Source organism: Salmonella sp. 32070601201500089SM (assembly GCF_017573605.1).
Classification (GTDB): domain Bacteria; phylum Pseudomonadota; class Gammaproteobacteria; order Enterobacterales; family Enterobacteriaceae; genus Salmonella; species Salmonella enterica.
Window position 1 is genome coordinate 1 of the sequence record NZ_JAGETK010000001.1, and the last position, 24,067, is coordinate 24,067.

Annotated in this window: 22 protein-coding genes; 10 read left to right on the top strand and 12 right to left on the bottom strand. The window is 52.6% G+C overall.

The window, feature by feature from the left end; all coding sequences use genetic code 11:
* From J4728_RS00005 to ybiB, 4 genes are all read left to right on the top strand, one after another.
* A partial coding sequence (locus J4728_RS00005) for an iron-containing alcohol dehydrogenase (RefSeq protein ID WP_072276872.1) occupies positions 1–311 on the top strand: 311 nt, incomplete at its 5' end.
* Between the two features lie 181 nt (positions 312–492).
* Positions 493–1,857 (top strand): ATP-dependent RNA helicase RhlE, encoded by a 1,365-nt coding sequence (gene rhlE / locus J4728_RS00010; protein ID WP_000007059.1) that lies wholly within the window; start codon positions 493–495, stop codon positions 1,855–1,857.
* A 207-nt stretch (positions 1,858–2,064) separates the two neighbouring features.
* Positions 2,065–4,209, top strand: coding sequence for an ATP-dependent DNA helicase DinG (gene dinG, locus J4728_RS00015; protein ID WP_001218630.1), 2,145 nt, complete (start codon positions 2,065–2,067; stop codon positions 4,207–4,209).
* 29 nt (positions 4,210–4,238) lie between these two features.
* Positions 4,239–5,213: a DNA-binding protein YbiB gene (ybiB, locus tag J4728_RS00020; protein ID WP_208210819.1), complete on the top strand. Its 975-nt coding sequence runs from the start codon at positions 4,239–4,241 to the stop codon at positions 5,211–5,213.
* 155 nt (positions 5,214–5,368) lie between these two features.
* Here ybiB and ybiJ read toward each other — a convergent pair whose 3' ends face one another.
* Together ybiJ and J4728_RS00030 are read right to left on the bottom strand one after the other, a co-directional pair.
* On the bottom strand, positions 5,369–5,629 hold the full coding sequence (ybiJ, locus tag J4728_RS00025; RefSeq protein WP_000849089.1) for a DUF1471 family protein YbiJ: 261 nt from the start codon (positions 5,627–5,629) through the stop codon (positions 5,369–5,371).
* 284 nt (positions 5,630–5,913) lie between these two features.
* Complete coding sequence (locus J4728_RS00030; protein WP_000146330.1) at positions 5,914–6,180, bottom strand: DksA/TraR family C4-type zinc finger protein; 267 nt, start codon at positions 6,178–6,180, stop codon at positions 5,914–5,916.
* Between the two features lie 204 nt (positions 6,181–6,384).
* Between J4728_RS00030 and rlmF the strand changes: the two genes are divergently transcribed.
* On the top strand, positions 6,385–7,311 hold the full coding sequence (gene rlmF, locus J4728_RS00035; RefSeq protein WP_001275962.1) for a 23S rRNA (adenine(1618)-N(6))-methyltransferase RlmF: 927 nt from the start codon (positions 6,385–6,387) through the stop codon (positions 7,309–7,311).
* On the opposite strand, the gene ybiO is transcribed toward rlmF, so the two are convergent.
* The 6 genes from ybiO to rhtA form a co-directional block, all read right to left on the bottom strand.
* Entirely contained in the window at positions 7,308–9,530 is a 2,223-nt protein-coding gene (gene ybiO / locus J4728_RS00040; protein WP_001267701.1) for a mechanosensitive channel protein, read from the bottom strand. The two genes, rlmF and ybiO, sit on opposite strands and share 4 nt — an antisense overlap.
* Before the next feature lie 118 nt (positions 9,531–9,648).
* Positions 9,649–10,371 carry a glutamine ABC transporter ATP-binding protein GlnQ gene (gene glnQ / locus J4728_RS00045; protein ID WP_000569093.1) on the bottom strand — a complete coding sequence of 241 codons (723 nt, stop codon included), beginning with the start codon at positions 10,369–10,371 and terminating at the stop codon, positions 9,649–9,651.
* Positions 10,368–11,027 carry a glutamine ABC transporter permease GlnP gene (glnP, locus tag J4728_RS00050; RefSeq protein ID WP_001159076.1) on the bottom strand — a complete coding sequence of 220 codons (660 nt, stop codon included), beginning with the start codon at positions 11,025–11,027 and terminating at the stop codon, positions 10,368–10,370. The genes glnQ and glnP overlap by 4 nt, the downstream gene beginning before the upstream one ends.
* Before the next feature lie 145 nt (positions 11,028–11,172).
* Positions 11,173–11,919, bottom strand: a complete 747-nt coding sequence (glnH, locus tag J4728_RS00055) for a glutamine ABC transporter substrate-binding protein GlnH (RefSeq protein WP_000838671.1) — start codon at positions 11,917–11,919, stop codon at positions 11,173–11,175.
* 476 nt (positions 11,920–12,395) lie between these two features.
* Positions 12,396–12,899: a DNA starvation/stationary phase protection protein Dps gene (dps, locus tag J4728_RS00060; protein ID WP_000100805.1), complete on the bottom strand. Its 504-nt coding sequence runs from the start codon at positions 12,897–12,899 to the stop codon at positions 12,396–12,398.
* 302 nt (positions 12,900–13,201) lie between these two features.
* Positions 13,202–14,089, bottom strand: a complete 888-nt coding sequence (gene rhtA / locus J4728_RS00065; RefSeq protein ID WP_001119554.1) for a threonine/homoserine exporter RhtA — start codon at positions 14,087–14,089, stop codon at positions 13,202–13,204.
* A 353-nt stretch (positions 14,090–14,442) separates the two neighbouring features.
* On the opposite strand from rhtA, the gene ompX reads away from it, so the two are divergent.
* Entirely contained in the window at positions 14,443–14,958 is a 516-nt protein-coding gene (gene ompX, locus J4728_RS00070; protein WP_000716763.1) for an outer membrane protein OmpX, read from the top strand.
* 62 nt (positions 14,959–15,020) lie between these two features.
* Here ompX and J4728_RS00075 read toward each other — a convergent pair whose 3' ends face one another.
* Together J4728_RS00075 and mntS are read right to left on the bottom strand one after the other, a co-directional pair.
* Positions 15,021–16,601: a phosphoethanolamine transferase gene (locus J4728_RS00075; protein WP_001089319.1), complete on the bottom strand. Its 1,581-nt coding sequence runs from the start codon at positions 16,599–16,601 to the stop codon at positions 15,021–15,023.
* A 264-nt stretch (positions 16,602–16,865) separates the two neighbouring features.
* Positions 16,866–16,994, bottom strand: coding sequence for a manganase accumulation protein MntS (gene mntS / locus J4728_RS00080; RefSeq protein WP_001001755.1), 129 nt, complete (start codon positions 16,992–16,994; stop codon positions 16,866–16,868).
* Between the two features lie 185 nt (positions 16,995–17,179).
* Between mntS and mntR the strand changes: the two genes are divergently transcribed.
* Both mntR and J4728_RS00090 read left to right on the top strand, forming a co-directional pair.
* Positions 17,180–17,653 (top strand): manganese-binding transcriptional regulator MntR, encoded by a 474-nt coding sequence (gene mntR / locus J4728_RS00085; protein WP_000533542.1) that lies wholly within the window; start codon positions 17,180–17,182, stop codon positions 17,651–17,653.
* On the top strand, positions 17,650–18,762 hold the full coding sequence (locus tag J4728_RS00090; RefSeq protein WP_001046521.1) for an anion transporter: 1,113 nt from the start codon (positions 17,650–17,652) through the stop codon (positions 18,760–18,762). Before mntR ends, J4728_RS00090 begins: the two co-directional genes overlap by 4 nt.
* A 43-nt stretch (positions 18,763–18,805) precedes the next feature.
* Here J4728_RS00090 and ldtB read toward each other — a convergent pair whose 3' ends face one another.
* Positions 18,806–19,726, bottom strand: coding sequence for a L,D-transpeptidase (gene ldtB / locus J4728_RS00095; RefSeq protein ID WP_001056404.1), 921 nt, complete (start codon positions 19,724–19,726; stop codon positions 18,806–18,808).
* Positions 19,727–19,944: 218 nt separating this feature from the next.
* On the opposite strand from ldtB, the gene J4728_RS00100 reads away from it, so the two are divergent.
* The gene (locus J4728_RS00100) at positions 19,945–21,540 is read left to right on the top strand and encodes an ABC-F family ATPase (RefSeq protein ID WP_208210822.1); all 1,596 of its coding nucleotides are present in this window, start codon (positions 19,945–19,947) and stop codon (positions 21,538–21,540) included.
* Positions 21,541–21,661: 121 nt separating this feature from the next.
* On the opposite strand, the gene J4728_RS00105 is transcribed toward J4728_RS00100, so the two are convergent.
* Positions 21,662–22,927 (bottom strand): DUF1479 domain-containing protein, encoded by a 1,266-nt coding sequence (locus J4728_RS00105; protein WP_208210825.1) that lies wholly within the window; start codon positions 22,925–22,927, stop codon positions 21,662–21,664.
* Between the two features lie 261 nt (positions 22,928–23,188).
* Here J4728_RS00105 and J4728_RS00110 point away from each other — a divergent pair, with 261 nt between their 5' ends.
* Positions 23,189–23,998: a Cof-type HAD-IIB family hydrolase gene (locus J4728_RS00110; RefSeq protein ID WP_000217910.1), complete on the top strand. Its 810-nt coding sequence runs from the start codon at positions 23,189–23,191 to the stop codon at positions 23,996–23,998.
* Positions 23,999–24,067 lie beyond the last annotated feature (69 nt).

Sequence of the window (24,067 nt, forward strand, 5' to 3'; positions counted from 1 at the left end):
GTCCGCAGGCACGCCGTCGTTACGCTGAAATTGCTGACCACCTGGGCCTGAGCGCGCCGGGCGACCGTACCGCCGCTAAGATTGAAAAACTGCTGGCATGGCTGGAAAGCATTAAAGCTGAGCTGGGCATTCCTAAGTCTATCCGTGAAGCAGGCGTACAGGAAGCTGACTTCCTGGCACACGTTGACAAACTGTCTGAAGATGCCTTCGATGACCAGTGCACCGGCGCTAACCCGCGTTATCCGCTGGTATCGGAACTGCGCCAACTGCTGCTGGCAAGTTTCTACGGCGAGGCGTTTGCTGAACAATAACGCATGGATCTCCGTCGCGGGGCGTCATTTTCCCCGCGGCTCACCGTAAGGATAATTTATGCGCCGCATCACAAAAACTGCTACACTCCGCCCCTTCATGACATTGTGGTTTTTGTCATTCCAAATTTGAGCATCTCCCTGAAAACTACACCGGCAACGGTCGGGGCGGTCCGGAGTAGTTATGTCTTTTGATTCCCTGGGATTAAACCCTGATATCCTGCGCGCCATTGCCGAGCAGGGTTACCGTGAACCTACCCCTATTCAGCAACAGGCGATTCCCGCCGTGCTGGAAGGCCGCGATCTGATGGCCAGCGCCCAGACCGGAACCGGTAAAACGGCGGGTTTTACCCTGCCATTGTTGCAGCATCTGATTACCCATCAGCCGCACGCTAAAGGTCGTCGCCCGGTGCGTGCGTTGATCCTCACGCCAACCCGCGAGCTGGCGGCGCAAATTGGCGAAAACGTCAGAGATTACAGTAAATATCTCAATATTCGCTCGCTGGTGGTATTTGGCGGCGTAAGCATCAATCCGCAGATGATGAAACTGCGCGGCGGCGTGGATGTGCTGGTGGCGACGCCGGGACGTCTGCTCGACCTGGAACATCAAAATGCCGTGAAGCTGGATCAGATTGAGATTCTGGTACTGGATGAAGCCGACCGTATGCTGGATATGGGCTTTATTCACGACATCCGTCGCGTGTTGGCGAAACTGCCGGCGAAGCGTCAGAATCTGCTGTTCTCCGCCACGTTCTCCGACGACATCAAAGCGCTCGCCGAAAAGCTGTTGCGCAACCCGCTGGAAATCGAAGTGGCGCGCCGCAACACGGCCTCAGAGCAGGTGACGCAGCACGTGCACTTTGTCGATAAAAAACGCAAACGTGAACTGTTGTCGCAGATGATTGGCCAGGGCAACTGGCAGCAGGTGTTGGTCTTCACCCGCACCAAGCATGGCGCGAACCATCTGGCGGAACAGCTTAATAAAGACGGTATTCGCAGCGCGGCGATCCACGGTAATAAATCGCAGGGCGCACGTACCCGCGCGCTGGCCGATTTTAAATCCGGCGATATTCGCGTGCTGGTGGCGACGGATATTGCGGCGCGTGGTCTGGATATTGAAGAGCTGCCGCACGTGGTCAACTATGAACTGCCGAACGTGCCGGAAGATTATGTACACCGTATTGGCCGTACCGGTCGCGCGGCGGCAACTGGCGAGGCGCTGTCGCTGGTCTGTGTTGACGAGCATAAACTGTTGCGTGATATCGAAAAATTGCTGAAAAAAGAGATCCCACGCATTACGACGCCGGGCTATGAGCCGGACCCGTCGATTAAAGCGGAGCCGATTCAGAACGGTCGTCAGCAGCGCGGCGGCGGCGGCGGTCGTGGACGCGGACAAAATCAGGGGGGAGCGGGGCGCAGTCAGCAGCCGCGACGTCAGGATAGCGGGGCGGCGAAGGCGAAACCAAAACCGCGCACAGGCGAGGGGAAACCCGCTGGCGACAAAGCACGTCCGCCGCGTCGCCCGCGCAGAATCACGCCTGCCCAGTAAATTTTATCCGGCAACATGCCCGGTAGCGCGACGCTTACCGGGCCTACGGACTATGCAAATACGTAGGCCGGATAAGGTGCTTGCACCGCCATCCGGCAAAATACACATCGCGTTGCGAGCCGCCTTCCAGAACCGGTAAAAAAGGTACTTCCCGCCCCTGAAATGTGACACAATAGTGGCTGTTTATACAGTACTTCAGGTTTTCTCATGGCATTGACCGCTGCGCTGAAAGCGCAAATCGCCGCCTGGTATAAGGCGCTTCAGGACCAGATTCCCGACTTTATTCCCCGTGCGCCGCAGCGGCAGATGATTGCTGACGTCGCCAGAACGCTGGCCGGGGAAGAAGGGAGACATCTGGCTATTGAAGCGCCGACCGGCGTCGGGAAAACCCTCTCCTATCTTATTCCCGGTATCGCCATTGCCCGGGAAGAGCAAAAAACACTGGTGGTCAGTACCGCTAACGTGGCGTTACAGGATCAGATCTTTAGCAAGGATTTGCCGCTGCTACGAAAAATCATCCCCGATCTGCGCTTTACCGCCGCCTTTGGCCGCGGGCGTTACGTGTGTCCGCGAAACTTGGCGGCGCTCGCCAGTAGCGAGCCTACGCAGCAGGATCTGCTCGCCTTTCTTGATGATGAACTGACGCCTAACAACCAGGAAGAGCAAAAGCGCTGCGCCAGGCTGAAAGGGGATCTTGACGGTTACAAATGGGATGGTCTGCGGGATCATACCGACATTGCTATTGACGACGATCTGTGGCGGCGATTAAGTACCGATAAAGCCAGTTGTCTGAACCGCAACTGTCACTATTACCGCGAGTGTCCATTCTTTGTCGCCCGACGTGAAATACAGGAAGCGGAAGTCGTGGTGGCGAATCACGCGCTGGTAATGGCGGCGATGGAAAGTGAAGCCGTACTGCCGGAACCAAAGCATCTGCTGTTGGTACTGGATGAAGGTCATCATCTGCCCGATGTCGCGCGCGATGCGCTGGAGATGAGCGCGGAAATTACCGCCTCCTGGTATCGCTTGCAACTGGACCTGTTCAGCAAACTGGTGGCGACCTGCATGGAGCAATTTCGCCCTAAAACCACGCCGCCGTTAGCGAATCCTGAGCGACTTAACGCCCATTGCGAGGAGGTGTACGAACTGATCGCCTCGCTCAATGCCATTCTTAATCTGTATATGCCCGCAGCGCAGGAGGCGGAGCACCGTTTTGCAATGGGTGAGTTGCCTGATGAGGTCATGGAAATCTGCCAGCGACTGGCGAAGCTGACCGAGACGCTGCGTGGGCTGGCGGAATCCTTTCTCAACGATCTCAGCGAAAAAACCGGGTCGCACGATATTGTGCGTTTGCATCGGGTGATTTTACAGATGAACCGGGCGCTGGGAATGTTCGAGGCGCAAAGTAAATTATGGCGGCTGGCTTCGATGGCGCAGTCTTCAGGCGCGCCGGTGTCCAAATGGGCGACGCGTGAAATACGCGAAGGGCAACTCCACGTCTGGTTCCATTGTGTCGGTATCCGCGTCAGCGATCAGCTGGAAAGATTGTTATGGCGCAGCGTACCGCACATTATTGTCACCTCGGCGACACTGCGCTCGCTCAATAGCTTTTCGCGCCTGCAGGAAATGAGCGGCTTAAAAGAAAAAGCCGGCGACCGCTTTGTGGCGCTGGATTCGCCGTTTAATCATGTGGAACAGGGGAAACTGGTGATTCCTCAAATGCGCTACGAACCCACTATTGATAACGAAGAGCAGCATATTGCCGAAATGGCGGCCTATTTTCGCGAGCAACTGGAGAGCAAAAAACATCATGGTATGCTGGTACTGTTCGCCAGCGGGCGGGCGATGCAGCGTTTTCTGGAGCATGTCGCTGATGTACGCTTACTCCTCCTGGTCCAGGGCGACCAGCCGCGTTACCGGCTGGTGGAGCTGCACCGTAAACGGGTGGAGAGCGGCGAACGTAGCGTGCTGGTTGGGCTTCAGTCTTTTGCCGAAGGGCTGGATCTTAAAGGCGAGCTGCTGACGCAAGTCCATATCCATAAAATTGCCTTTCCGCCGATCGACAGCCCGGTCGTGATCACCGAAGGCGAATGGCTAAAAAGCCTGAATCGTTATCCGTTTGAGGTACAAAGCTTACCAAGCGCGTCTTTTAATTTAATTCAGCAGGTAGGGCGATTGATCCGTAGCCACGCCTGTCGGGGAGAAGTGGTCATTTATGATAAGCGTTTGTTGACCAAAAACTACGGACAGCGTTTACTGAATGCCTTACCTGTTTTTCCGATAGAGCAGCCTGCCGTGCCAGACGTTATAGTAAAACCAAAAGCAAAACCTGCACGCCGCCGACGGCGTTAATGCTGTGAGCACACTTCAAGGAGCTTTCAATGGATTATCGCAAGATCATCAAAGAGATCGGGCGAGGTAAAAATCACGCCCGCGATCTGGATCTGGATACCGCGCGCGGTTTGTATACCCGAATGCTGAATGGCGACATCCCCGACCTGGAAATGGGCAGTATATTGATGGCGCTGCGTATTAAAGGCGAAGGCGAAGCCGAAATGCTGGGCTTTTATGAGGCCATGCAGAATCATACCATCAAACTGACACCGCCCGCAGATAGGCCGTTGCCGGTCGTTATTCCCAGCTATAACGGCGCGCGTAAACAGGCGAATTTAACGCCGTTGCTGGCTATCCTGCTGCATAAATTGGGCTTTCCAGTTGTAGTACACGGCGTCAGTGAAGATCCGACCCGCGTACTGACGGAAACAATATTTGAGCTGATGGGGATTGTGCCCACCCTACACGGCGGACAAGCGCAGGCCAAACTGGACGGGCGCCAGCCGGTGTTTATCCCGGTGAGCGTGCTCTGCCCGCCGCTGGAAAAACAACTGGCGATGCGCTGGCGGATGGGCGTGCGCAACAGCGCGCATTCACTGGCCAAGCTGGCGACGCCATTTGCTGAGGATGCCGCGCTGCGTTTATCAAGCGTTTCTCACCCTGAATATGTCCCGCGTGTGGCGACCTTTTTTAGCCGCATTGGCGGGCGGGCTTTGCTAATGCATGGTACCGAAGGCGAAGTCTATGCCAACCCGCAACGCTGTCCGCAAATCAGCCTGATTGAGAGCCGTGGCGTGCAGGTACTGCATGAGCGTCAGAGCGACACGCACGACGAGCCGCTTTCACTGCCTGCGACTAAAGATCCTGAAATCACCGCGCGCTGGATTGAGCGCTGCCTTGCCGGCCATGAGCCGGTGCCGCAATCATTAAAAACGCAAATGGCCTGTTGTCTAGTTGCGACGAGAGAGGCGGCGACGTTAGAAGACGGGCTTGCGCGCGTCGAACAGGCTTTTAGCGAATAAAAAAAGCCCGTCCAGTGACGGACGGGCAAATAAGGGTAACAAACAGGGTTAATGAGGGTTGGAGCAGTGGGTCTGTTGGCAAACAGACGAGGGTAATACCCGTCAGAATTCAAACAACAGCGATGTTACAGCCTGAAATCTGGCGGGCAGGTAAATTATTTATAAATCACCGCAGTGCCGCTCATTTTGTCATTACCCACGGCGGAGGTGATGTTATAAGCGCTTGCGCCAGCAGCGGCGGCTTTTTCAGCCAGTTTAGCTTCCAGGCCATCCAGCGTGGTGGCGCCATCGGCAGACACTACGCCGATTTTATGCAGGTTTTGCGTCTGAGACGCGCTAACCGGTTCTGCGGCAAAAGCGCCAAAAGAAAGGGTGGAAAGCGCGATGGCTGCAACAGCATATTTAATGGTTTTCATGATTAATCTCTCGCAGGTTATTCTGTTTATGGGACGATGTTCCGTCGATGTGATGAGTATCACGGTTTTTTGCGAAAGATAAAATCGAATAGAATTGACTGCCTTGCTCAAAATTTTTGAATGACAAATAACCTATTGATTATTAATTAATTCAACGGTTGAATTTACCTTTCTTGTCATCTGGCTTTACAGAGTCGAGGTTAACGGCACATTCTGCGACGCAGAACGCTAAAAAGCATGAGCGTAAAGGAATGGATAATACTGGCGGTTTCGGTAAAGAAAAGTCAGCGTAACTGGCTGTCTTTTGAACCTCTACGATTATATCCTGAAAATGTTGCGTTATGTAAATCTTTCTCCTGTTGGCAGGCTATACATAACCGAACGCCCGGCACGGCTTTACGCCGCGCTTCAGGGATAGGGTCGCCGCACGATTCGCATTCATCGCGACTTTCGCCGTGGGGAAGTTCGCCGCGAGCGCGGGCAACGGCATCTTCAATGGTATTGTTGATTTGTTCATTCACTGCGTCGTCATTTGCCCAGCCGGATGCCATCACGCTCTCCTGATTTTAGGGTACCTGAGGTTAAGTGTAGCGCCGTCAGGTGAAAAAATCGCATCGCGCGATCTTTTCAGACCATGAGCAGAGCCCATGTCATTCAGATATCCGATCAAACGAGCGAGGCAGGGAATTCGCGGTGGTATATTTACCCCGTGGCGTTATACGGGTATCTTACGCCGCTGCTAAAAGGAGAATGCCATGTCCGCCCAGAAACCGGGGTTACACCCGCGCAACCGCCACCAACACCGTTATGATCTCGCCGCACTGTGTCAGACCACGCCGGAATTGACGTCCTTTCTTATCCGCACGCCCGCCGGTGAACAGAGCGTTGATTTTGCTAATCCGCAAGCGGTAAAAGCGCTCAATAAGGCGTTGCTGGCGCATTTTTATGCCGTTACACACTGGGACATTCCGCCAGGGTTTTTATGTCCGCCGGTGCCTGGTCGTGCGGATTATATCCATCATCTGGCGGATCTGCTTGGCGAAACGACAGGGAGTATTCCGGCGCAGGCAACTATTCTGGACGTGGGGGTGGGCGCCAATTGTATTTATCCGCTTATCGGCGTACATGAATATGGCTGGCGATTTACCGGTAGTGAAGTCAGCGACGCAGCGATGTCCAGCGCGCAGGCTATCATTCAGGCTAATACGGGGTTAAGCCGCGCCATTCGTCTGCGTCGGCAAAAAGATCCGGCGGCCATTTTTACCGGTATTATTCATAAAAATGAATTTTATGACGCAACGCTTTGTAACCCGCCTTTTCACGACTCCGCCGCCGCAGCCCGCGCGGGCAGCGAGCGTAAGCGCCGCAATTTGGGGCAGAATAAAGATGATGCGCTGAACTTTGGCGGTCAACAGCAGGAGCTATGGTGTGAAGGCGGCGAAGTCGCCTTTATTAAAAAAATGATTGCTGAAAGCCAATCCTTCCGCCGTCAGGTGTTGTGGTTTACGACGTTGGTGTCGCGCGGCGAGAATTTACCACCGCTTTACCGGGCGTTGACGGAGGCTGGCGCGGTGAAAGTGGTGAAAAAAGAGATGGCCCAGGGGCAAAAGCAAAGCCGCTTTATCGCCTGGACCTTTATGGATGACGACCAGCGTCGCCGTTTTATCACCCGTAAACGCTAAATCGTCGGTTCGCGCGGCGGCAGTGAATCAGGCGGCGGGCCGCCGGCGGGGGCGGGCAGAACCTGATACGTTTGCACCGGCGCGCGCACATTAGCCAGATCAAAATGCTTTTTCACCTGGCTATCAAGGGCAAAACGCACCGTCCACTGCTTGAGCGGTAGCGTGGTGAACGACACGCGTAAAGTAAACGCCGTGTTCGTTAAACCGACAATACCGGCGAACGTGGGTTCGCCGATAATCAGCCCGCGAATATCCTCCGTCTCCATCAGCGCCGTTACCGCGTCTTTCAGCGCCTGATTCGCTTTATCCGCATCCTCATGGCGATCCACGTCATAGTTGGCGACAACAGAGCCGATACCGCGCACAAAGTTGGCGAAAGTGGTGATCGAGGACCACGGGATAATATGGTATGCCCCGGTATCCTGCCGCACGCCGACGGAGCGAATCGACATTCTTTCGACCGTCCCCGTCAGCGGGCCTATGGTGACTAAGTCGCCGGTATTCATCCCGTTTTCAAACTGAATAAAAACGCCGGTGATAATATCTTTCACCAGGGTTTGCGAACCGAAAGAGATAGCCAGACCTAACGCCCCCGCGCCAGCCAGCAATGGCGCGATATTGACGCCGATTTCCGATAACACGATCATGATGGTTATGGTACTGATAATCACTGCCAGCGCATTGCGGAACAGCGTCAGCAGCGTGCGCGTGCGGGCGCTGGGTAGCGGGCGACCATGAATATCAGAGGCCAGGCGATTCTCAATCAGACTGGCGAGAATCGTCCATCCCACGGCGGAGAAGAATAAGATTAACGCGATACGGATGAGGATATCGACCATCTTTTCCCCCGCGCCATAATGTAGCCAGTGCCAGAAATCGAATAGCCCCCAGGCGTTGAGCAACAGCATAACGGCGACGCAGACGGTCAAAAAGCGTGCGACTTTTAGTGCCGAGGAGAGCCAGCCGTTAAGCCGCTTTTGTAATTCCGGGTAATTGCGCTGCGTATGGGGCGACAGGGTGATGGTTTTCGCTATCCAGCGGGTAAACATACCGGAGATAAACGCCGCGATGCCAATAATCGCCAGACTGCGCACAGTCGCGCCCATCATAAACTTCAGGCTATTGCCTGGGTCGAATAACGAGAAGAAAAACAGCACGATAAAGTAAGCGCTGGCCAGCCAGTGCCACACCAGCGCAAAGGCGCGGATAAACAGGCTAAAAAAGGCTAATGATCGTTCCGCCAGGCTTAATAAATGTTGCGTAATCTCCGCTTTGTTTTTAAAGATCAGGTACAGCGCCCAGATGGTGATGCAGAGCATGATCGCCACATTAGCCATCGCGCCAACCTGAACATTCACCTGGTTGGAAATAATCGGAACGGCAACAATTAGCCCGTAGCCAATCAAACTGCTAAGGGAACTCATACGGCGATTCCAGTAACGCGCTGTCGCATCCTGAATCGCGAATGGGCGTAATTCCGGTACATTAGGGCAAAAAATAAGCCGCAGAATCGCTTTAAAGAACTCTATCAGCGCGAAGGCATTCAGGAACAGGCTTTGCTGAAAAGCGATAGTTCGACTTCCCGCATGGAAATTATCACTGAGCATCTGACCGATAAATAAGGTGAGCGCCAGTAGCAGCAGGTCGATAATAAACGCGCCGACGATCATCGCCGGGAGCTGTAACCAGTTGCTGCGTTCACGGTTTTTCTTGCGTGCCCACAGGCCCATTTTTCGATATAACGGCAGGGCGCAAAGCCGTATCACGCTATAAAAACCAAATACCGCGACGGCCAGAAATAAAAAGTGGGTTAACGCGTTGGTGAAGGTTTGCGAGTTAAACGGTTTGTGCGGCGCATCGGTGATGTTGCGATAAAGCTGGGCGAAACGGGTAGCGAAAGCATCGCCGTACTGACGGGTAACGGTGGTGACGTTCTCCAGTACCGTTTTCTCATCTTTGGCCGCAGGCGGCGCAAGCGCTGGCGCCGGCTCGGTCGGCGGCGTGGTTGAGGCTTCGCGGAGTTGCGCTATTAATTCGTTACGTGAAGCCTCGTTCTCCAGTACGTCAGCCAGGGCCGCATAGGCCGCTTTTTTTTGTTCAGGACTGGGCTCTGGCGCTGCTTGCTGGCTGGTTGATGTCCCCGTGGTCACGCCGGGTATGGCGACCGCATGGGCAGGCGCGCCCAGTAGACAAAAAAGGATGAACAGGGTCCACCGCATGACTCCTCCAGTGAGAAAAGAGACGCAAAACACTAAGTATAGATGGCGCAGGGGAGGGAAAATGAAATGGGACTATTCCATGATGCCCTTCCTGCCGCAGGGTAGGAAGGGCGATATCTCAGGAGACGTGCTGTAAAAATTCCTGTAAACGTGGGCTTGGCGGGTTTTCGATCAACGCCTGCGGACTGCCATCTTCGGCAATACGGCCTTTATCGATGAAAATCAGCCGTGAGGCGACTTTTTCGGCAAAGCCGATTTCGTGAGTGACAATGACCATGGTCATGCCTTCTTCCGCCAGATCCTGCATGACTTTCAGCACTTCATGGCGCAGTTCAGGGTCCAGAGCGGAGGTTGGCTCGTCAAAGAGCATCATTTTCGGCTTCACTGCCAGCGCTCGGGCAATGGCGACGCGCTGTTGTTGACCTCCGGAAAGCTCGGAGGGGTAGTGGTGCGCCCGTTCCGCCAGTCCAACTTTCGCTAACAGAGCTTTCGCCTGTTTTTCCGCTTCTTCTTTCTTTACGCCGCGCACGCGCAGAGGACCGAACATCACGTTTTCGAGCGCGGTCAGATGCGGGAACAGATAAAACTGTTGAAACACCATGCCAGCTTCCTGGCGAATCAGCCGTTCGTCTACTTTAGGATCGTTGACTTTCAGACCATCGACAATCAGATCGCCGGAGGTGATCTCTTCCAGTTTATTGATACAGCGTAATAACGTGGATTTACCCGAACCGGAAGGGCCGATAATCACAACCACTTCGCCCTGACGGATGTTTAAATCAATGTTATGTAGCACCTGGGTGGGGCCAAAGTGCTTGGAGACGTTTTTAAATTCAATCACAGGATTTTCATCCTTCTTTCAAGACGACGCAAAATAAAGCTCAGCACCAGCGTAATGATCAAATAGAAGACGGCCACGGCGCTCCAGATTTCCAGGGCGCGAAAGTTACCGGCAATAATTTCCTGGCCCTGACGGGTCAGCTCGGCTACGCCGATAACAATAAACAACGAGGTGTCTTTGATGCTAATGATCCACTGATTGCCCAGCGGCGGCAGCATACGGCGCAGAGCAAGCGGTAAAATAACATGGCGGATGGTTTCCCGGCGAGAAAGGCCCAGCGCCAGACCCGCTTCGCGAAAACCTTTGTGAATGGATAGTACTGCGCCACGAGTAATTTCCGCGATATAAGCGCCGGAGTTAATCATAATTGTCACGACCGCTGCGCTGAATGGATCAATACGCAAATCATTAAATGCCATCGGCAGGGCAAAGTAGATAAACATGACCTGGACAACGATGGGCGTGCCGCGAATAATTTCAATGAAAACCAGGGCGATGTGGTTGGCGAACCAGCCGCCAAACGTACGGGCAAAACCTGCCGCCAGTCCAATAACCAGGCCGCCAGCCAGACCGAGGACCGAGATCCACAGGGTCATTTTAGCGCCCTCAAGTAAAAGCGGAATGGCGGGCCAGATGGCGCTCCAGTCAAACTGCATATGTCGTTCCTGTTACCGTGGTGTAAATAGTCAAATGCTCTATCCGGTGCGGAAATGGCGTGAAAGTGTCTTATCCGTCACGGAAAAGAGCTGTAGGCCCGGTGAGCGTCCTCACTACCGGGCCACAAGCCAACATCAGGTCGTTTTATTTAGGTTCTGTACCGAACCATTTTTTGTAGATTTCGTTATAGGTGCCATTCTCACGCAGCGTTTTCAGCGCGCCGTTGACTTTCTCGCGCAGTTCATCGCTGCCTTTCGGGAAGGCAACTCCGTATTGCTGTGCTTCCAGCGATTCACCTACCGCCTTGAACTGGCCGTTGCCTGCGGTTTTGATAAAGTACAGGATGTTCGGCGTATCGTGCAGAACGGCGTCTGCGCGGTTGGTGCCTAATTCCATGTACGCGTTATCAATGTTCGGGAACTGACGCAGGTCTTTGGTTTTGATATTCGCTTTCGCGTAATCCACCGACCCGGTTCCGCTCTTCACGGCCACGACTTTGCCATCGAGGTCTTTAACGCTTTTAATATCGTTATTGTTGGCTTTCACCATCACGAGCAGACCGCTTTTGTAATAGCCATCGGAAAAGTCGATCGCTTTTTTACGCTCGTCCGTAATCGTAATACCCGCCAGCGCCAGATCGATATTTTTGGTTTGTAATGCCGGAATAATGCCGCTGAAATCCATCGGTTTCAGGGTGTAGTCCAGCTTCAGTTCTTTCGCGATAGCGTCCCACAGATCAACATCAAAACCGACGTATTTGTCGCCCTGTTTAAATTCAAACGGAACGAACGCCGTATCGGTTGCCACCACGAGTTTCTTATCCGCAGCGTGCGAAGACACCGCAAAAGCCAGGGTAAGTGCAGCCAGTGAAACTTTTAATAGAGACTTCATAGCATTTCCTTTTCTATCCACGGGGCGATCCCCTGCGAGAACATGTAGCGTAATGAAAAAATCATGCCAATTATGTAACTCATTGTTTTAACAGAAGCGTCAATCATTCCTGTGCACAATAAGTCGGGCAAAACCAGTATGCCGCACTGTTTTGGGGCACTGATTTAGTGCATGAATAACAAAGTAGAGATACAGGGTCTATTTAGCGTAAAAATTGTTGTTAAAACAATCTTTAATTAACGATTGTGTGATGTAATTATTACAAATAATTCACTTTTATCGGAGGGGAGTACAAGACGTGTGCACTATTTAAGTGCAAAACCCCTGTGCCAGGCAGGGGTATAGGGATGACTTATATACCTGTGTACATCAAGTTGCAGGTGCGTTCGCTTCAGTTACCGACGGAAGTCAGGCTTCTGCGGATTCGCTGCGTTTGTACCTTCCTGCAACTCGAAGTAGTCAGGGTAGAGATAGATTTATTCGATGTTGGATTCGATAAACCACAGGAATTTATCGAGGTCGCGTGATGCGGCGGTAAAGATATCGGCAGTGTCTTCATCTTTGGCTTCACCGATAGCTTTGCGAACATCATTAGCGACAACAGCGTAGCGATCGGCCAGTTCTTTTAAGTGATCCTGCACATTATGGATGTCGAGCGGATAGCTTTTCAGTGGAGTTTTGCTGTTGATAACTTGCGTGGTGCCTAACGCCACACCGCCAAGCTGTACGGCACGCTCGGCCATAGTATCCAGATGATCGGTCAGTGCGGTACGGAAGCCATCCAGCATCTCATGAACGGCAATAAAGTTAGCACCGCGCATGTTCCAGTGGGCCTGTTTCGTGATCAGCGACAGGTCAATGAACTGGATCACCTGACGATTAAGCAACTCAACCGTCGCTTTTTTATCGCTCTCTGATACATCGTTACGGGTATAAAGCAGATTAGACGCTTTTGTTTTTACCAGTTTAGCGGTACTCATAATCTCATATCCTCTTGATGTTTGTGTCCCAGGTAATTAACGAAAATAAGTATAGCACCGGTTTTTAACTTTGCTTTTTTGAATTTACCTATCACTTTAATAGTACAGACAAGATTTAATATTTATTATGATTAAAAATCAATTAGTTAGATGAGTTTGCTGTTTGGTGGGTAATAATTCTCATTTTAATGTAAAAAATGAGAAAAAATATGACAAAAAATGACGAAGTAATAGCGCAATAATAAAAGGTGAATAACGAGGTGATATTCTGCATGATTATGCACATCATGCAGAATAAGAAACTATTTTACGTCAACTTGTTTAATTTGCGGTTCGCGTCGAATCGTTAGGGTAGAACCCATTGAGGCGGCAATGATGGCGCACAGGGCCAGGATTTGTATGCCCGTAAGCGTTTCGCCCAGAAAAATCATCCCGGAAACGGCGGCCAGCGCGGGTTCCATGCTCATCAGCGTACCGAAGGTGCGGGTTGGCAGGCGCGTCAGTGCAATCATTTCCAGTGAATAAGGCAGCGCCGTAGAAAGCACAGCGACCGCTAACCCTAAGGGAAGAATCGACCAGTGCCATAGCGCGTCGCCAGCCTGAACTGCGCCAATCGGCACGAAAATGATGGCGGCAATCAGCGAGCCTACCGCCACCGTGGCCGGACCATGTTCCGCGCCTGCTCGCTGGCCGGTAAGAATATAGACAGCCCAACAGGCGCCAGCGCCGAGCGCCAACGCGGCCCCGGTAAGATCGACGTGAGACATATCTTGCCCTAATGGCAGCAGGAACCAGAGCCCAAGCACAGCCAGTACGACCCAAATAAAATCTACCGGCCGCCGGGATGAAAACAGCGCGACCGCCAGAGGACCGGTAAATTCCAGCGCGACCGCAATACCCAACGGCACCGTCTGAATCGACAGATAGAATAGATAGTTCATCCCGCCCAGCGACAGACCATAAAACAGTAAAGGCAGCCGCTGCTCTTTGGCAAAACGCAAACGCCAGGGTTTGAAAAAGGCGATAAGGATAAGCGTTCCCAACGCCAGACGAAGCGCCGTTACGCCCGGGGCGCCGACAAGAGGAAATAACGATTTCGCCAGTGAAGCGCCACTCTGAATAGAGGACATGGCAATGAGCAAAACCAAAATGGGCAACCAGACTGGTAGTTTACGTGTTGACCCCGGCATCCTTTCTCCTGTCAAAAAATGTCAGTACGAGTAAAGGTGGCAGTGTAATGGAAATTCCCCGCGGCGGTTGAGGATTCGTTGAAAAAAAATTTCCAGGATTCCATAAAATGAACTTAAATTGATGGATAAATAGACTGTTAGTTTAGGAATAATCTGGATGAATGTATCGCGCCACACGCGCATTATTGGTGCAATCAGTCGAAAAAATGATGTTAATTGAATAAGATAGCGCGTTATGGAAACGTTCTGTTACATGAAAGGCGCCCTTAGACACCGTGAATCGCAAAGAGTTTCCCATTAATTTTTGATATATTTAAAACTTAGGACTTACTTGAAGCACATTTGAGGTGGTTATGAAAAAAATTGCATGTCTTTCAGCACTGGCCGCTGTTCTGGCTTTTTCCGCAGGTACTGCAGTAGCTGCTACTTCTACCGTTACCGGTGGTTACGCTCAGAGCGACGCGCAGGGCGTAGCGAATAAAATGAGCGGTTTCAACCTGAAGTATCGTTACGAGCAGGACGACAACCCGCTGGGCGTAATCGGTTCCTTCACCTACACCGAAAAAGATCGTACTAACGGTGCGGGCGATTACAACAAAGGTCAGTACTACGGCATCACTGCCGGCCCGGCTTACCGTCTGAACGATTGGGCGAGCATCTACGGTGTAGTCGGTGTGGGTTACGGTAAATTCCAGACGACCGATTACCCAACCTACAAACATGACACCAGCGATTATGGCTTCTCCTATGGCGCTGGTCTGCAATTCAACCCGATGGAAAATGTTGCTCTGGACTTCTCTTACGAGCAGAGCCGTATTCGTAGCGTTGACGTTGGCACCTGGATTGCTGGCGTAGGTTACCGCTTCTAATCACGTCGGTGAAAATGAAAAATCCGCCTTTCGGGGCGGATTTTTTTTGCCTGAAACGTGCATTATTTTAGTGAAAAAATATCGCTGCCCAGATGGTTATAGTCCACTTTCTGTAATTTGAAATTGGTGATATAAACGGGCCCGGCTTTCTGTTCCGAAATAAATCGATAGCGATTTTTGATCTCTTTAGCGCTAATTCCTGTCCATTGCGAGAAAAAACTCAGGAAATCGTTCGCGGAACGGCGAGCTTTAATGATCCGATGCGCTTTACTGTCGCTGGATAGCACCATAAACGGCACCTGGAAGTTTTGCTGGAATTTGTCGTCATGCGCCAGGTACTGTACCGCTTTGCCGCGCTCTTTAAACGCCAGCCCGTGATCGGAGAAATAGACGAGCGAAAAACTGTCGCCGCTATGACGAAGCTGAGTATAGAGCTGACGGAGCAAATCGTCGGTTTGCGTCATGGTGTATAAATAACAAGACGTCTCTTTCGACTGGACAAACGTCGCGTATTTTCCCTGAGTACGGTCGCAGGCCTGGGGATGCGATCCCATTAAATGCAACACAATCAACTGCGGTTGCGTGCGTTCTGTCGCCAATACCTGCGCCGTCATGGTTAACAGCGCGTCGTCGCGAGTATTTTTATCCGCTTCAAAATCGCCGTTTTTCAGGAAATGCGCTTCATCGGCGCGTTTGGCGATACTGGCGATGGCCGTGTCGTATTCGCCAATTTGCCCCTGATTGGAAAACCACCATGTCTGAAAACCGGCGCGGTTAGCCAGCGTGACGAAGTTATCCTGATACTGCGGTTTGTTATCCACCACGCGATTGAGCGTTAAACCAAGCGATTTTTGCGTTGAGCCGCTGGCGGCGATGTAATCCATAAAGAAGTCGCCATTCACATGGCTGGCGAAGGGGGTATTATCCCAGTGACCGCCGAAAGCGCCCATGGCATCCCGTCGCGCGCTTTCACCAATCACCACGACATAGATGTGATATCTGGGTTTCACCGCAGTAACCGTCCAGCTATCTTTTATGCCGGATAGCTGCGCCATACGGTGCTGCTCTTCAATGACTTCGTTGTTATTGACGATAACGTCTTTGGCGAAGCGAAAAACCGGATAGCCGGTATCAATAACCTTAAAAACGCCGCCCCAGGCCAGATTTTGTATCGGCGCGACGAAAAATGCCGCGACGCTGATCAGCAGGCACAGGCTGTCGAGGCTATTCCAGCGCGGCCTGACCTCTTCTTTTCGGCGGCGAAGCGCAATAATACCCAGCGCAAAAATAAAAAGTCCGGTCAGGTAGCTATACCACGGGAAGATGGTCAGGATTTCGCTCGACTCTTCCATATTGGTGGAGTGCAGCGCCAGCAGCGTATTAAAGTTCGGGGCGCCGTAAGCCTGGCCAAAGGGAAAATAGCAAGCGGCTACCAGCGAACAGATGCCGAGCAGCGCTTTTTGTCCGCGGGGCAGGTAGCGCCAGAGCAGCAGCAACAGGCAGGTAAACGCCGCGGTATAAAGCAGGCTAAAGGGGTAGCCGAGCGCGAGGTTAATCAGCAGCGACTGTAAAAAGTAGAGGCCCGCCCATGGGCTTACCGCCCGACGACGGGCGAGAAGTGAATCGATAAGGGTTGAATTCATATGCCACTATTGCAAAAACGCCATGTGCTAACCCTGGCGCGAAGGGTCATTACCTGCCTGATTATGCGTAAAAAAGGTATTGGGTTCGCAACGGCGAGTCGCAAAATATTCAGGGCTGCCAGAAGATAGAGCGTGCGGGTAAGAAGGTCAACCGCCGGAAAGAAAATGTTTTGCGAAGAGAATAGCAAAACCACAAAAAAACAGGGGAAATGGGCGCCATTTCCGTTGAGGATGCAAAATAAAGCGGCGTACCGCGCCGCCGCGTTATTTCGTGGAAGGGTTATCCTGTTCCGGTTTGCCGTTGATCATATCGCACAACATAGAGAGCAGCATTAACCGGACTTTAAAGGGAGAGTGACTGAACACGCGTATACACCTCTTAAATTCGTTCATATAAACCTCCTGATGTTTCTATCCCATCGATCCGTGAGGGATGTCTGCATTACATACAGATATAGCACAGGCTATGTTTTATAGCTATTGCTAAAACGTTAATTTTTTGTGCCCGGACAACTCTGGTTTACAATGAGCGCTCTGTCAGCTGACGCGTTAACGCGTCACAGAAACGAGGAAGCAAAATGGGTCGTCGCGCAGGTACGCCAACAACAAAAAAAGTGACGCAATTGGTGAACGTAGAAGAACACGTTGAAGGATTTCGTCAGGTCAGAGAGGCGCATCGCCGTGAGTTGATAGACGACTACGTTGAGCTGATTTCCGATTTAATTATTGAGGTAGGGGAAGCGCGTCAGGTGGATATGGCGGCTCGGCTCGGCGTCTCCCAGCCAACTGTGGCCAAAATGCTTAAGCGCCTGGCATCGTTAGGATTTATTCAAATGATCCCCTGGCGCGGCGTTTTTCTGACGCCGGAAGGGGAGAAGCTGGCGCAGGAAAGCCGCGAGCGGCACCAAATTGTCGAAAATTTTTTACTGGTGTTAGGCGTAAGTCCGGAGATCGCGCGTCGTGATGCGGAAGGGATGGAACACCATGTCAGCCAGGAGACATTGGATGCCTTTTTGGCCTTCACGCAACAGCATGGAACATCTGCAGAATGAATCTGGCCTTTTTACGGGCGCTGCGGCGTGACCGTTTTTTTCAGTTGTTGATCATTGTGGGGATGGCGCTAAGCCTGTTTGTTCCTTTTGCGCCCCGCGCCTGGCCTGGCGCGATTGACTGGCACACCATTATTACCCTCAGTGGGTTAATGTTGCTCACTAAAGGCGTTGAGCTGAGCGGCTATTTTGATGTGCTGGGACGCAAGATGACGCGCCGATTTCATACCGAGCGGCAACTGGCGATGTTCCTGGTGCTGGCTGCGGCGGCGCTGTCGACCTTTCTGACAAACGATGTCGCGCTGTTTATCGTTGTGCCGCTGACGATAACGTTAAAAAAACTGTGCGCGATTCCGGTCAACCGATTGATTATTTTTGAAGCGTTGGCGGTGAACGCCGGTTCGCTGCTGACGCCTGTCGGTAATCCGCAAAATATTCTGTTGTGGGGACGCTCCGGCTTAACCTTTGCTGAATTTAGCGGGCAAATGGCGCCGCTTGCCGTCATGATGATGCTGACGTTACTGCTCCTGTGCTGGTTTTGTTTTCCGGGTAGGGCGTTACAGTATCATACCGGTACGCGTTCGCCGCAGTGGCAGCCCCGTCTGGTGTGGAGTTGCCTGGCATTATATGTCGTTTTTCTTACCGCGCTGGAGCTCAGGCAAGAGTTATGGGGACTGGTGTTGGTGGCGGCTGGGTTTATTGTGCTGGCGCGCAGGGTGATAGTCAGCGTGGACTGGACGCTGCTGCTGGTATTTATGGCGATGTTTATTGATGTCCATCTGCTAACGCAATTGCCGGCGTTGCAGGGCGTTTTCAACCAGGTTGGCGCACTGTCTCACCTGGGGCTTTGGCTAACCGCTATCGGCCTGTCGCAGGTTATCAGTAATGTGCCCAGTACCATTCTCCTGCTGAACTATGTACCGGCCTCGACGTTGCTGGCGTGGGCGGTGAATATCGGCGGGTTTGGTCTGCTGCCGGGGTCGCTGGCAAATCTTATTGCTTTACGGATGGCGAACGATCGCCGAATCTGGTGGCGATTTCATTTCTATTCGCTGCCGATGCTGGCATGGGCGGCGCTGGTGGGATATGGATTATTGCAACTGATGCCGTAAGAGAAGCCCGATAGTGTCTATCGGGCTTCGCAGGCAGAGTCTGTCAGTTCAGACGAACCGGCATCCCGGAACGATCCTGAACTGCCTGTTGTACGACGGTCTGATCAACGTCAGGCTCGTTGGTGACGGCCAGGATACTCTTATTAAGCGTGATCGGCACCGCTTCCTTACCTTCAAACTGCGCTTCCGTCGTTGACAGCGGGTTATGCACCTCAATGTAACGGCTACCGTCCGGCTCGGTGGTGGCTTTTACCGGTTCATCGATAAACTGCACGCGGGTACCGACCGGCACATTTTCAAACAGGAATTTGATATCGTCGTTGCGCAGACGCACGCAGCCGTGGCTCACGCGAAGCCCGATGCCGAAGTTGGCGTTGGTGCCGTGAATAGCATACAGGCGACCAATGTACAGCGCGTACAGGCCCATCGGGTTATCCGGGCCCGCAGGTACGACGGCAGGCAGCGGCTCGCCGGCGGCGCGATATTCAGCGTGCATTTTTGCCGTAGGCGTCCAGGTCGGACCGGCTTTTTTACGTTCAACTTTGGTCGTCCAGTTGATAGGCGTGTCTTTACCTAACTGACCGATCCCAATCGGCAGGACGATAACGGTGTTTGTGCCTTTCGGGTAGTAATAGAGGCGCATTTCCGCGCTATTGATGATAATGCCTTCGTGTACGGTATCCGGCAGGATCAGCTGCTGCGGAATATTCAGCACGGTACCGCCCTTCGGCAGGAAGGTATCCACGCCCGGGTTGGCTTCCAGCATGTTGGACAGCCCCATCTGATACTCCGCGGCAAAATACTCCAGCGGCTGGGTATTGCCCTCAGGAACGGTGATGACCTGATTTTGCCCAATTAAACGGCTACCATCGGTAGGCAGCGGGTAAGTGACTGCTGAGGCTGTTTTACAAAAACCAACTACAGCGAAAGCCGCCGCGAAAAGCGTTGTTAATTTCATATTCATGTTATGCGAGATTCTGTGCCAAGCAGGCTAGTAGGTTGAGAATTCTGTCATGTTGGGAGCGCATTATAGGTGCATTCCAGTAAACAGGGAATTCAGATGTATACGAAATCACGTTTTTTTCCCTTACGGTTCAGTGTAGCCCTTTGTACAGGGCGCGATCTTATTTCAGACTTGTGGCATAATAAGCGGTTTGTCACATCTTTTTTCAGGATAAGCCTGTGTTAGTTTCCAGCAACGTTACCATGCAGTTCGGCAGTAAGCCGCTGTTCGAAAACATTTCCGTCAAATTTGGCGGCGGCAACCGTTACGGCCTGATTGGCGCCAACGGTAGCGGAAAGTCCACTTTTATGAAAATCCTCGGCGGCGACCTGGAGCCGACGCTGGGCAATGTTTCCCTCGATCCGAATGAGCGCATCGGTAAGCTGCGTCAGGACCAGTTCGCTTTTGAAACATTCACCGTACTTGATACTGTCATTATGGGGCATGGCGAACTGTGGGAAGTCAAGCAGGAGCGCGACCGTATCTACGCCTTGCCGGAAATGAGCGAAGAAGACGGCTATAAAGTCGCCGATCTGGAAGTAAAATACGGCGAGATGGACGGTTATTCCGCTGAGGCGCGCGCGGGCGAACTGCTGTTGGGGGTGGGCATCCCGCTGGAGCAGCATTACGGTCTGATGAGTGAAGTCGCGCCAGGCTGGAAATTACGTGTGCTGCTGGCGCAGGCGTTATTCTCTAATCCGGACATCCTGTTGCTCGACGAACCGACCAACAACCTGGATATTGATACTATCCGTTGGCTGGAGCAGGTGCTGAACGAGCGCGATAGCACGATGATCATCATTTCGCACGACCGTCACTTCCTGAACATGGTTTGTACGCATATGGCGGATCTGGATTACGGCGACTTGCGCGTCTATCCGGGTAACTATGATGAGTATATGACGGCGGCGACCCAGGCGCGTGAACGTCTGTTGGCCGATAATGCGAAGAAAAAAGCGCAAATTGCCGAGCTGCAATCTTTTGTTAGCCGTTTTAGCGCCAATGCCTCTAAATCGCGTCAGGCAACGTCGCGCGCGCGGCAGATCGATAAAATCAGGCTGGAAGAGGTGAAAGCCTCCAGCCGTCAGAACCCGTTCATCCGTTTTGAGCAGGATAAAAAACTGTTCCGTAACGCTCTGGAAGTGGAGGCGCTGACGAAAGGTTTTGATAACGGTCCGCTGTTTAAAAATGTCAATTTGCTGCTCGAAGTCGGCGAGAAGCTGGCGGTACTCGGCACCAATGGCGTGGGTAAATCTACGCTGCTGAAGACGCTGGTTGGCGATCTGGACGCCGATCACGGCACCGTTAAATGGTCGGAAAACGCGCGTATTGGTTACTACGCGCAGGACCACGAATATGAATTCGAAAATGACCTGACGGTGTTTGAATGGATGAGTCAGTGGAAGCAGGAAGGCGACGACGAGCAGGCAGTGCGCAGTATTCTGGGCCGCCTGCTATTTAGCCAGGATGATATCAAAAAGCCTGCGAAAGTCCTCTCCGGTGGCGAGAAGGGCCGTATGCTGTTCGGCAAACTGATGATGCAAAAGCCGAATATCCTGATCATGGACGAACCGACTAACCACCTGGATATGGAGTCGATCGAATCGCTGAATATGGCGCTGGAGCTGTATCAGGGCACGCTGATCTTTGTTTCGCACGACCGTGAGTTCGTCAGCTCGCTGGCAACCCGCGTCATTGAAATTACGCCGGAGCGCGTGGTGGACTTCAGCGGCAACTACGACGATTATTTGCGTAGTAAAGGGATTGAAAGCTAAACACTGACGCCCGGTGGCGTTGTGTTTACCGGGCCTACGTATCCTGGCGCGTAGGTCCGGTAAGACGGGTGCGCCCAGACAAAGGGCGCACCGCAGTTAAGCGGGCAGGGCGGTACGACCGTCAAACGTCCATACCTAATGCCCGTTTACCGTGAATATTCAGATCGCGCAGCGTGAAGCGCCCTTCCCAGGTGGTTTCATAGTCCTCGCGCGGGAAATCGCCCGGTGATGCGCCTGTCTCCAGCGCCGCTTTCACCTTACGCGCATAGGCTAGGTTTTTCTCACACATTGGCGCGGCAGGAATGTACATCACATTGCCCCAGCCCTGCTGATTTTCGACGGGGGCGACGGAGTGGATGACATCGCAATGCCACCACACGGAATCCCCGGCTTCCAGCGGCGGAATGCTGGTTAACGCCGCCATCAGTAAAGGATGCCACTGTTCAGAAATCGGCAGCACCCGGCCCGGCGCGACGCCGCATAATTCATCTTCCGGGACATCATCCAGCAGCGGGCGCAGCAGAATATACGCCATCGCCTCCGGGATAGGGACGACATGAAGCAACCCCTGACCGGGCAGCATATCGGAGAGCGCGGTCCAGCCCTGGAAGGTGCGAAATACCGAGCATTTGGTGGTGTTATCCACCGTATACTCTTCAACTTCGGTACGGTGTGCCGCATTCCACGGATCGTACTGCTCGACGTTGCCGTTAAACACGCTGGCGAATACCCGCTGATAGGCTGGCAGCAGCCAGCGCTCCAGCGCACCGGAGTCGGTATGCGCCCCCAGTCCTTTGGATGTGGTGCCCGGCGGGCGGCGGCGGATGCGATCCGGGTAAATGATGCTGATATCCGGATTAAACCATCGCTTGCCGTCGTGCTCTACCTGCCATAGACGGTTGAGGAACGACTGCGCCAGCGCCATCTCTTCACTTTGGCGGGCCTGCATTTGCGCCTGCGACCAGTAGACAGGATAGATTTCAGGCCGGGAGGCGCTCAGCGTACCGAAAAAATTATCCCCCGGTCCTTTATACACCTCGTCAAAATGGTTCTTGTCCAGATAGTCGAGCATCGACTGGTCCCATGCCAGCGCCTGTTCGCGTGGAAAATGACCTTTAATCACCGCGCACCCGCGGCGCTTAACCTCGGCGCGGGTGACATCGCTAATGTTGCCCATCGCCAGTTCGCTAAAAGGGATAATTGGCCATACCGGCTGCCCCTGCGCCTTCAGATCGTTAATTTCCGCCACCCGGGCTGCTATGGTGGCGCTCAAACGGTCGAACACCGCCTGTACGTCGCCGATTTGCGCGCGTAGCGCCTGCTTCATCTGACGAATGGCCGCTTTTGGGTCGGCGGGCAGCGTTTCGTGGGTAAAAGGAGTTGTCATATCAACCTCATCATCTTTCGTTCGAAAGTAAAATTATTTACATGTGATACTTTAAGTTAAAATAAGGTTAATGCAAGTTTAAAATATTGCAGGGACGCACAAAGAGGGAAGCGAGAGGAAAACGTAAGGTGGCCAGGACGCCTTAATGTCTTATGCGGCTATTCCTTTCGTTCAGCTACTTTTCATTCGAAATAAATTTGTGGTTCTGCTCACATTGTTATTAAAATGTTTCTGGTCGCAGTTACAGCCAGGAGCTTAAGTATGACCGTTAACGTTGTCGTTACCGATATGGACGGCACTTTTCTCGACGATGCCAAGCAGTACGATCGTGTACGCTTCATGGCGCAATACCAGGAACTGAAAAAACGTAATATCGAATTTGTGGTCGCCAGCGGTAATCAGTACTACCAGTTGATCTCCTTCTTCCCCGAGCTGAAAGACGAAATTTCCTTTGTCGCAGAAAATGGCGCGCTGGTGTATGAACATGGCAAGCAGTTGTTTCACGGGGAGCTAACCCGGCATGAATCGCGGATTGTGATTGGCGAACTGCTGAAGGATAAGCAGCTTAACTTCGTCGCCTGCGGTCTGAAAAGCGCTTATGTCAGCAAAAACGCTCCCGAGACTTTCGTGGCGCTGATGGCCAAACATTATCACCGCCTGCAGCCGGTAAACGATTATCACGACATTGACGATATCCTGTTTAAGTTCTCCCTGAATTTGCCCGATGAACAAATTCCGCTGGTTATCGACAAACTGCACGTATCTCTGGATGGCATCATGAAGCCCGTCACCAGCGGCTTCGGTTTTATCGACCTGATTATCCCGGGACTGCATAAAGCGAATGGCATCAGTCGTCTGTTAAAGCGCTGGAACAGGTCGCCACAGAATGTCGTCGCCATTGGCGACAGCGGTAATGATGCGGAAATGTTGAAAATGGCGCATTACTCTTTTGCCATGGGCAATGCCGCAGACAATATCAAAGCGCTTTCACGCTATCACACTGATGATAATAACCATCAAGGCGCGCTCAACGTCATTCAGGCCGTGCTTGACGGCACCGATCCCTTCTGATTAACAGGCCTGCGTCGGCCTGTTAAACGTAGCGCCATCAGGCAGTTCGGACATATTGCCGATGGCGCC

What these genes read in the sequence shown, in the direction of transcription:
- rlmF (WP_001275962.1), top strand. Translation starts at nt 6,385, where the DNA reads ATGTCCGCCCAGAAACCGGGGTTACACCCGCGCAACCGCCACCAACAC.
- mntS (WP_001001755.1), bottom strand. Translation starts at nt 16,994, where the DNA reads ATGAACGAATTTAAGAGGTGTATACGCGTGTTCAGTCACTCTCCCTTT.
- rhlE (WP_000007059.1), top strand. Translation starts at nt 493, where the DNA reads ATGTCTTTTGATTCCCTGGGATTAAACCCTGATATCCTGCGCGCCATT.
- J4728_RS00110 (WP_000217910.1), top strand. Translation starts at nt 23,189, where the DNA reads ATGACCGTTAACGTTGTCGTTACCGATATGGACGGCACTTTTCTCGAC.
- ybiJ (WP_000849089.1), bottom strand. Translation starts at nt 5,629, where the DNA reads ATGAAAACCATTAAATATGCTGTTGCAGCCATCGCGCTTTCCACCCTT.
- mntR (WP_000533542.1), top strand. Translation starts at nt 17,180, where the DNA reads ATGGGTCGTCGCGCAGGTACGCCAACAACAAAAAAAGTGACGCAATTG.
- J4728_RS00090 (WP_001046521.1), top strand. Translation starts at nt 17,650, where the DNA reads ATGAATCTGGCCTTTTTACGGGCGCTGCGGCGTGACCGTTTTTTTCAG.
- glnH (WP_000838671.1), bottom strand. Translation starts at nt 11,919, where the DNA reads ATGAAGTCTCTATTAAAAGTTTCACTGGCTGCACTTACCCTGGCTTTT.
- J4728_RS00105 (WP_208210825.1), bottom strand. Translation starts at nt 22,927, where the DNA reads ATGACAACTCCTTTTACCCACGAAACGCTGCCCGCCGACCCAAAAGCG.
- glnP (WP_001159076.1), bottom strand. Translation starts at nt 11,027, where the DNA reads ATGCAGTTTGACTGGAGCGCCATCTGGCCCGCCATTCCGCTTTTACTT.
- dps (WP_000100805.1), bottom strand. Translation starts at nt 12,899, where the DNA reads ATGAGTACCGCTAAACTGGTAAAAACAAAAGCGTCTAATCTGCTTTAT.
- J4728_RS00075 (WP_001089319.1), bottom strand. Translation starts at nt 16,601, where the DNA reads ATGAATTCAACCCTTATCGATTCACTTCTCGCCCGTCGTCGGGCGGTA.
- ybiO (WP_001267701.1), bottom strand. Translation starts at nt 9,530, where the DNA reads ATGCGGTGGACCCTGTTCATCCTTTTTTGTCTACTGGGCGCGCCTGCC.
- ompX (WP_000716763.1), top strand. Translation starts at nt 14,443, where the DNA reads ATGAAAAAAATTGCATGTCTTTCAGCACTGGCCGCTGTTCTGGCTTTT.
- ldtB (WP_001056404.1), bottom strand. Translation starts at nt 19,726, where the DNA reads ATGAATATGAAATTAACAACGCTTTTCGCGGCGGCTTTCGCTGTAGTT.
- dinG (WP_001218630.1), top strand. Translation starts at nt 2,065, where the DNA reads ATGGCATTGACCGCTGCGCTGAAAGCGCAAATCGCCGCCTGGTATAAG.
- J4728_RS00030 (WP_000146330.1), bottom strand. Translation starts at nt 6,180, where the DNA reads ATGGCATCCGGCTGGGCAAATGACGACGCAGTGAATGAACAAATCAAC.
- rhtA (WP_001119554.1), bottom strand. Translation starts at nt 14,089, where the DNA reads ATGCCGGGGTCAACACGTAAACTACCAGTCTGGTTGCCCATTTTGGTT.
- ybiB (WP_208210819.1), top strand. Translation starts at nt 4,239, where the DNA reads ATGGATTATCGCAAGATCATCAAAGAGATCGGGCGAGGTAAAAATCAC.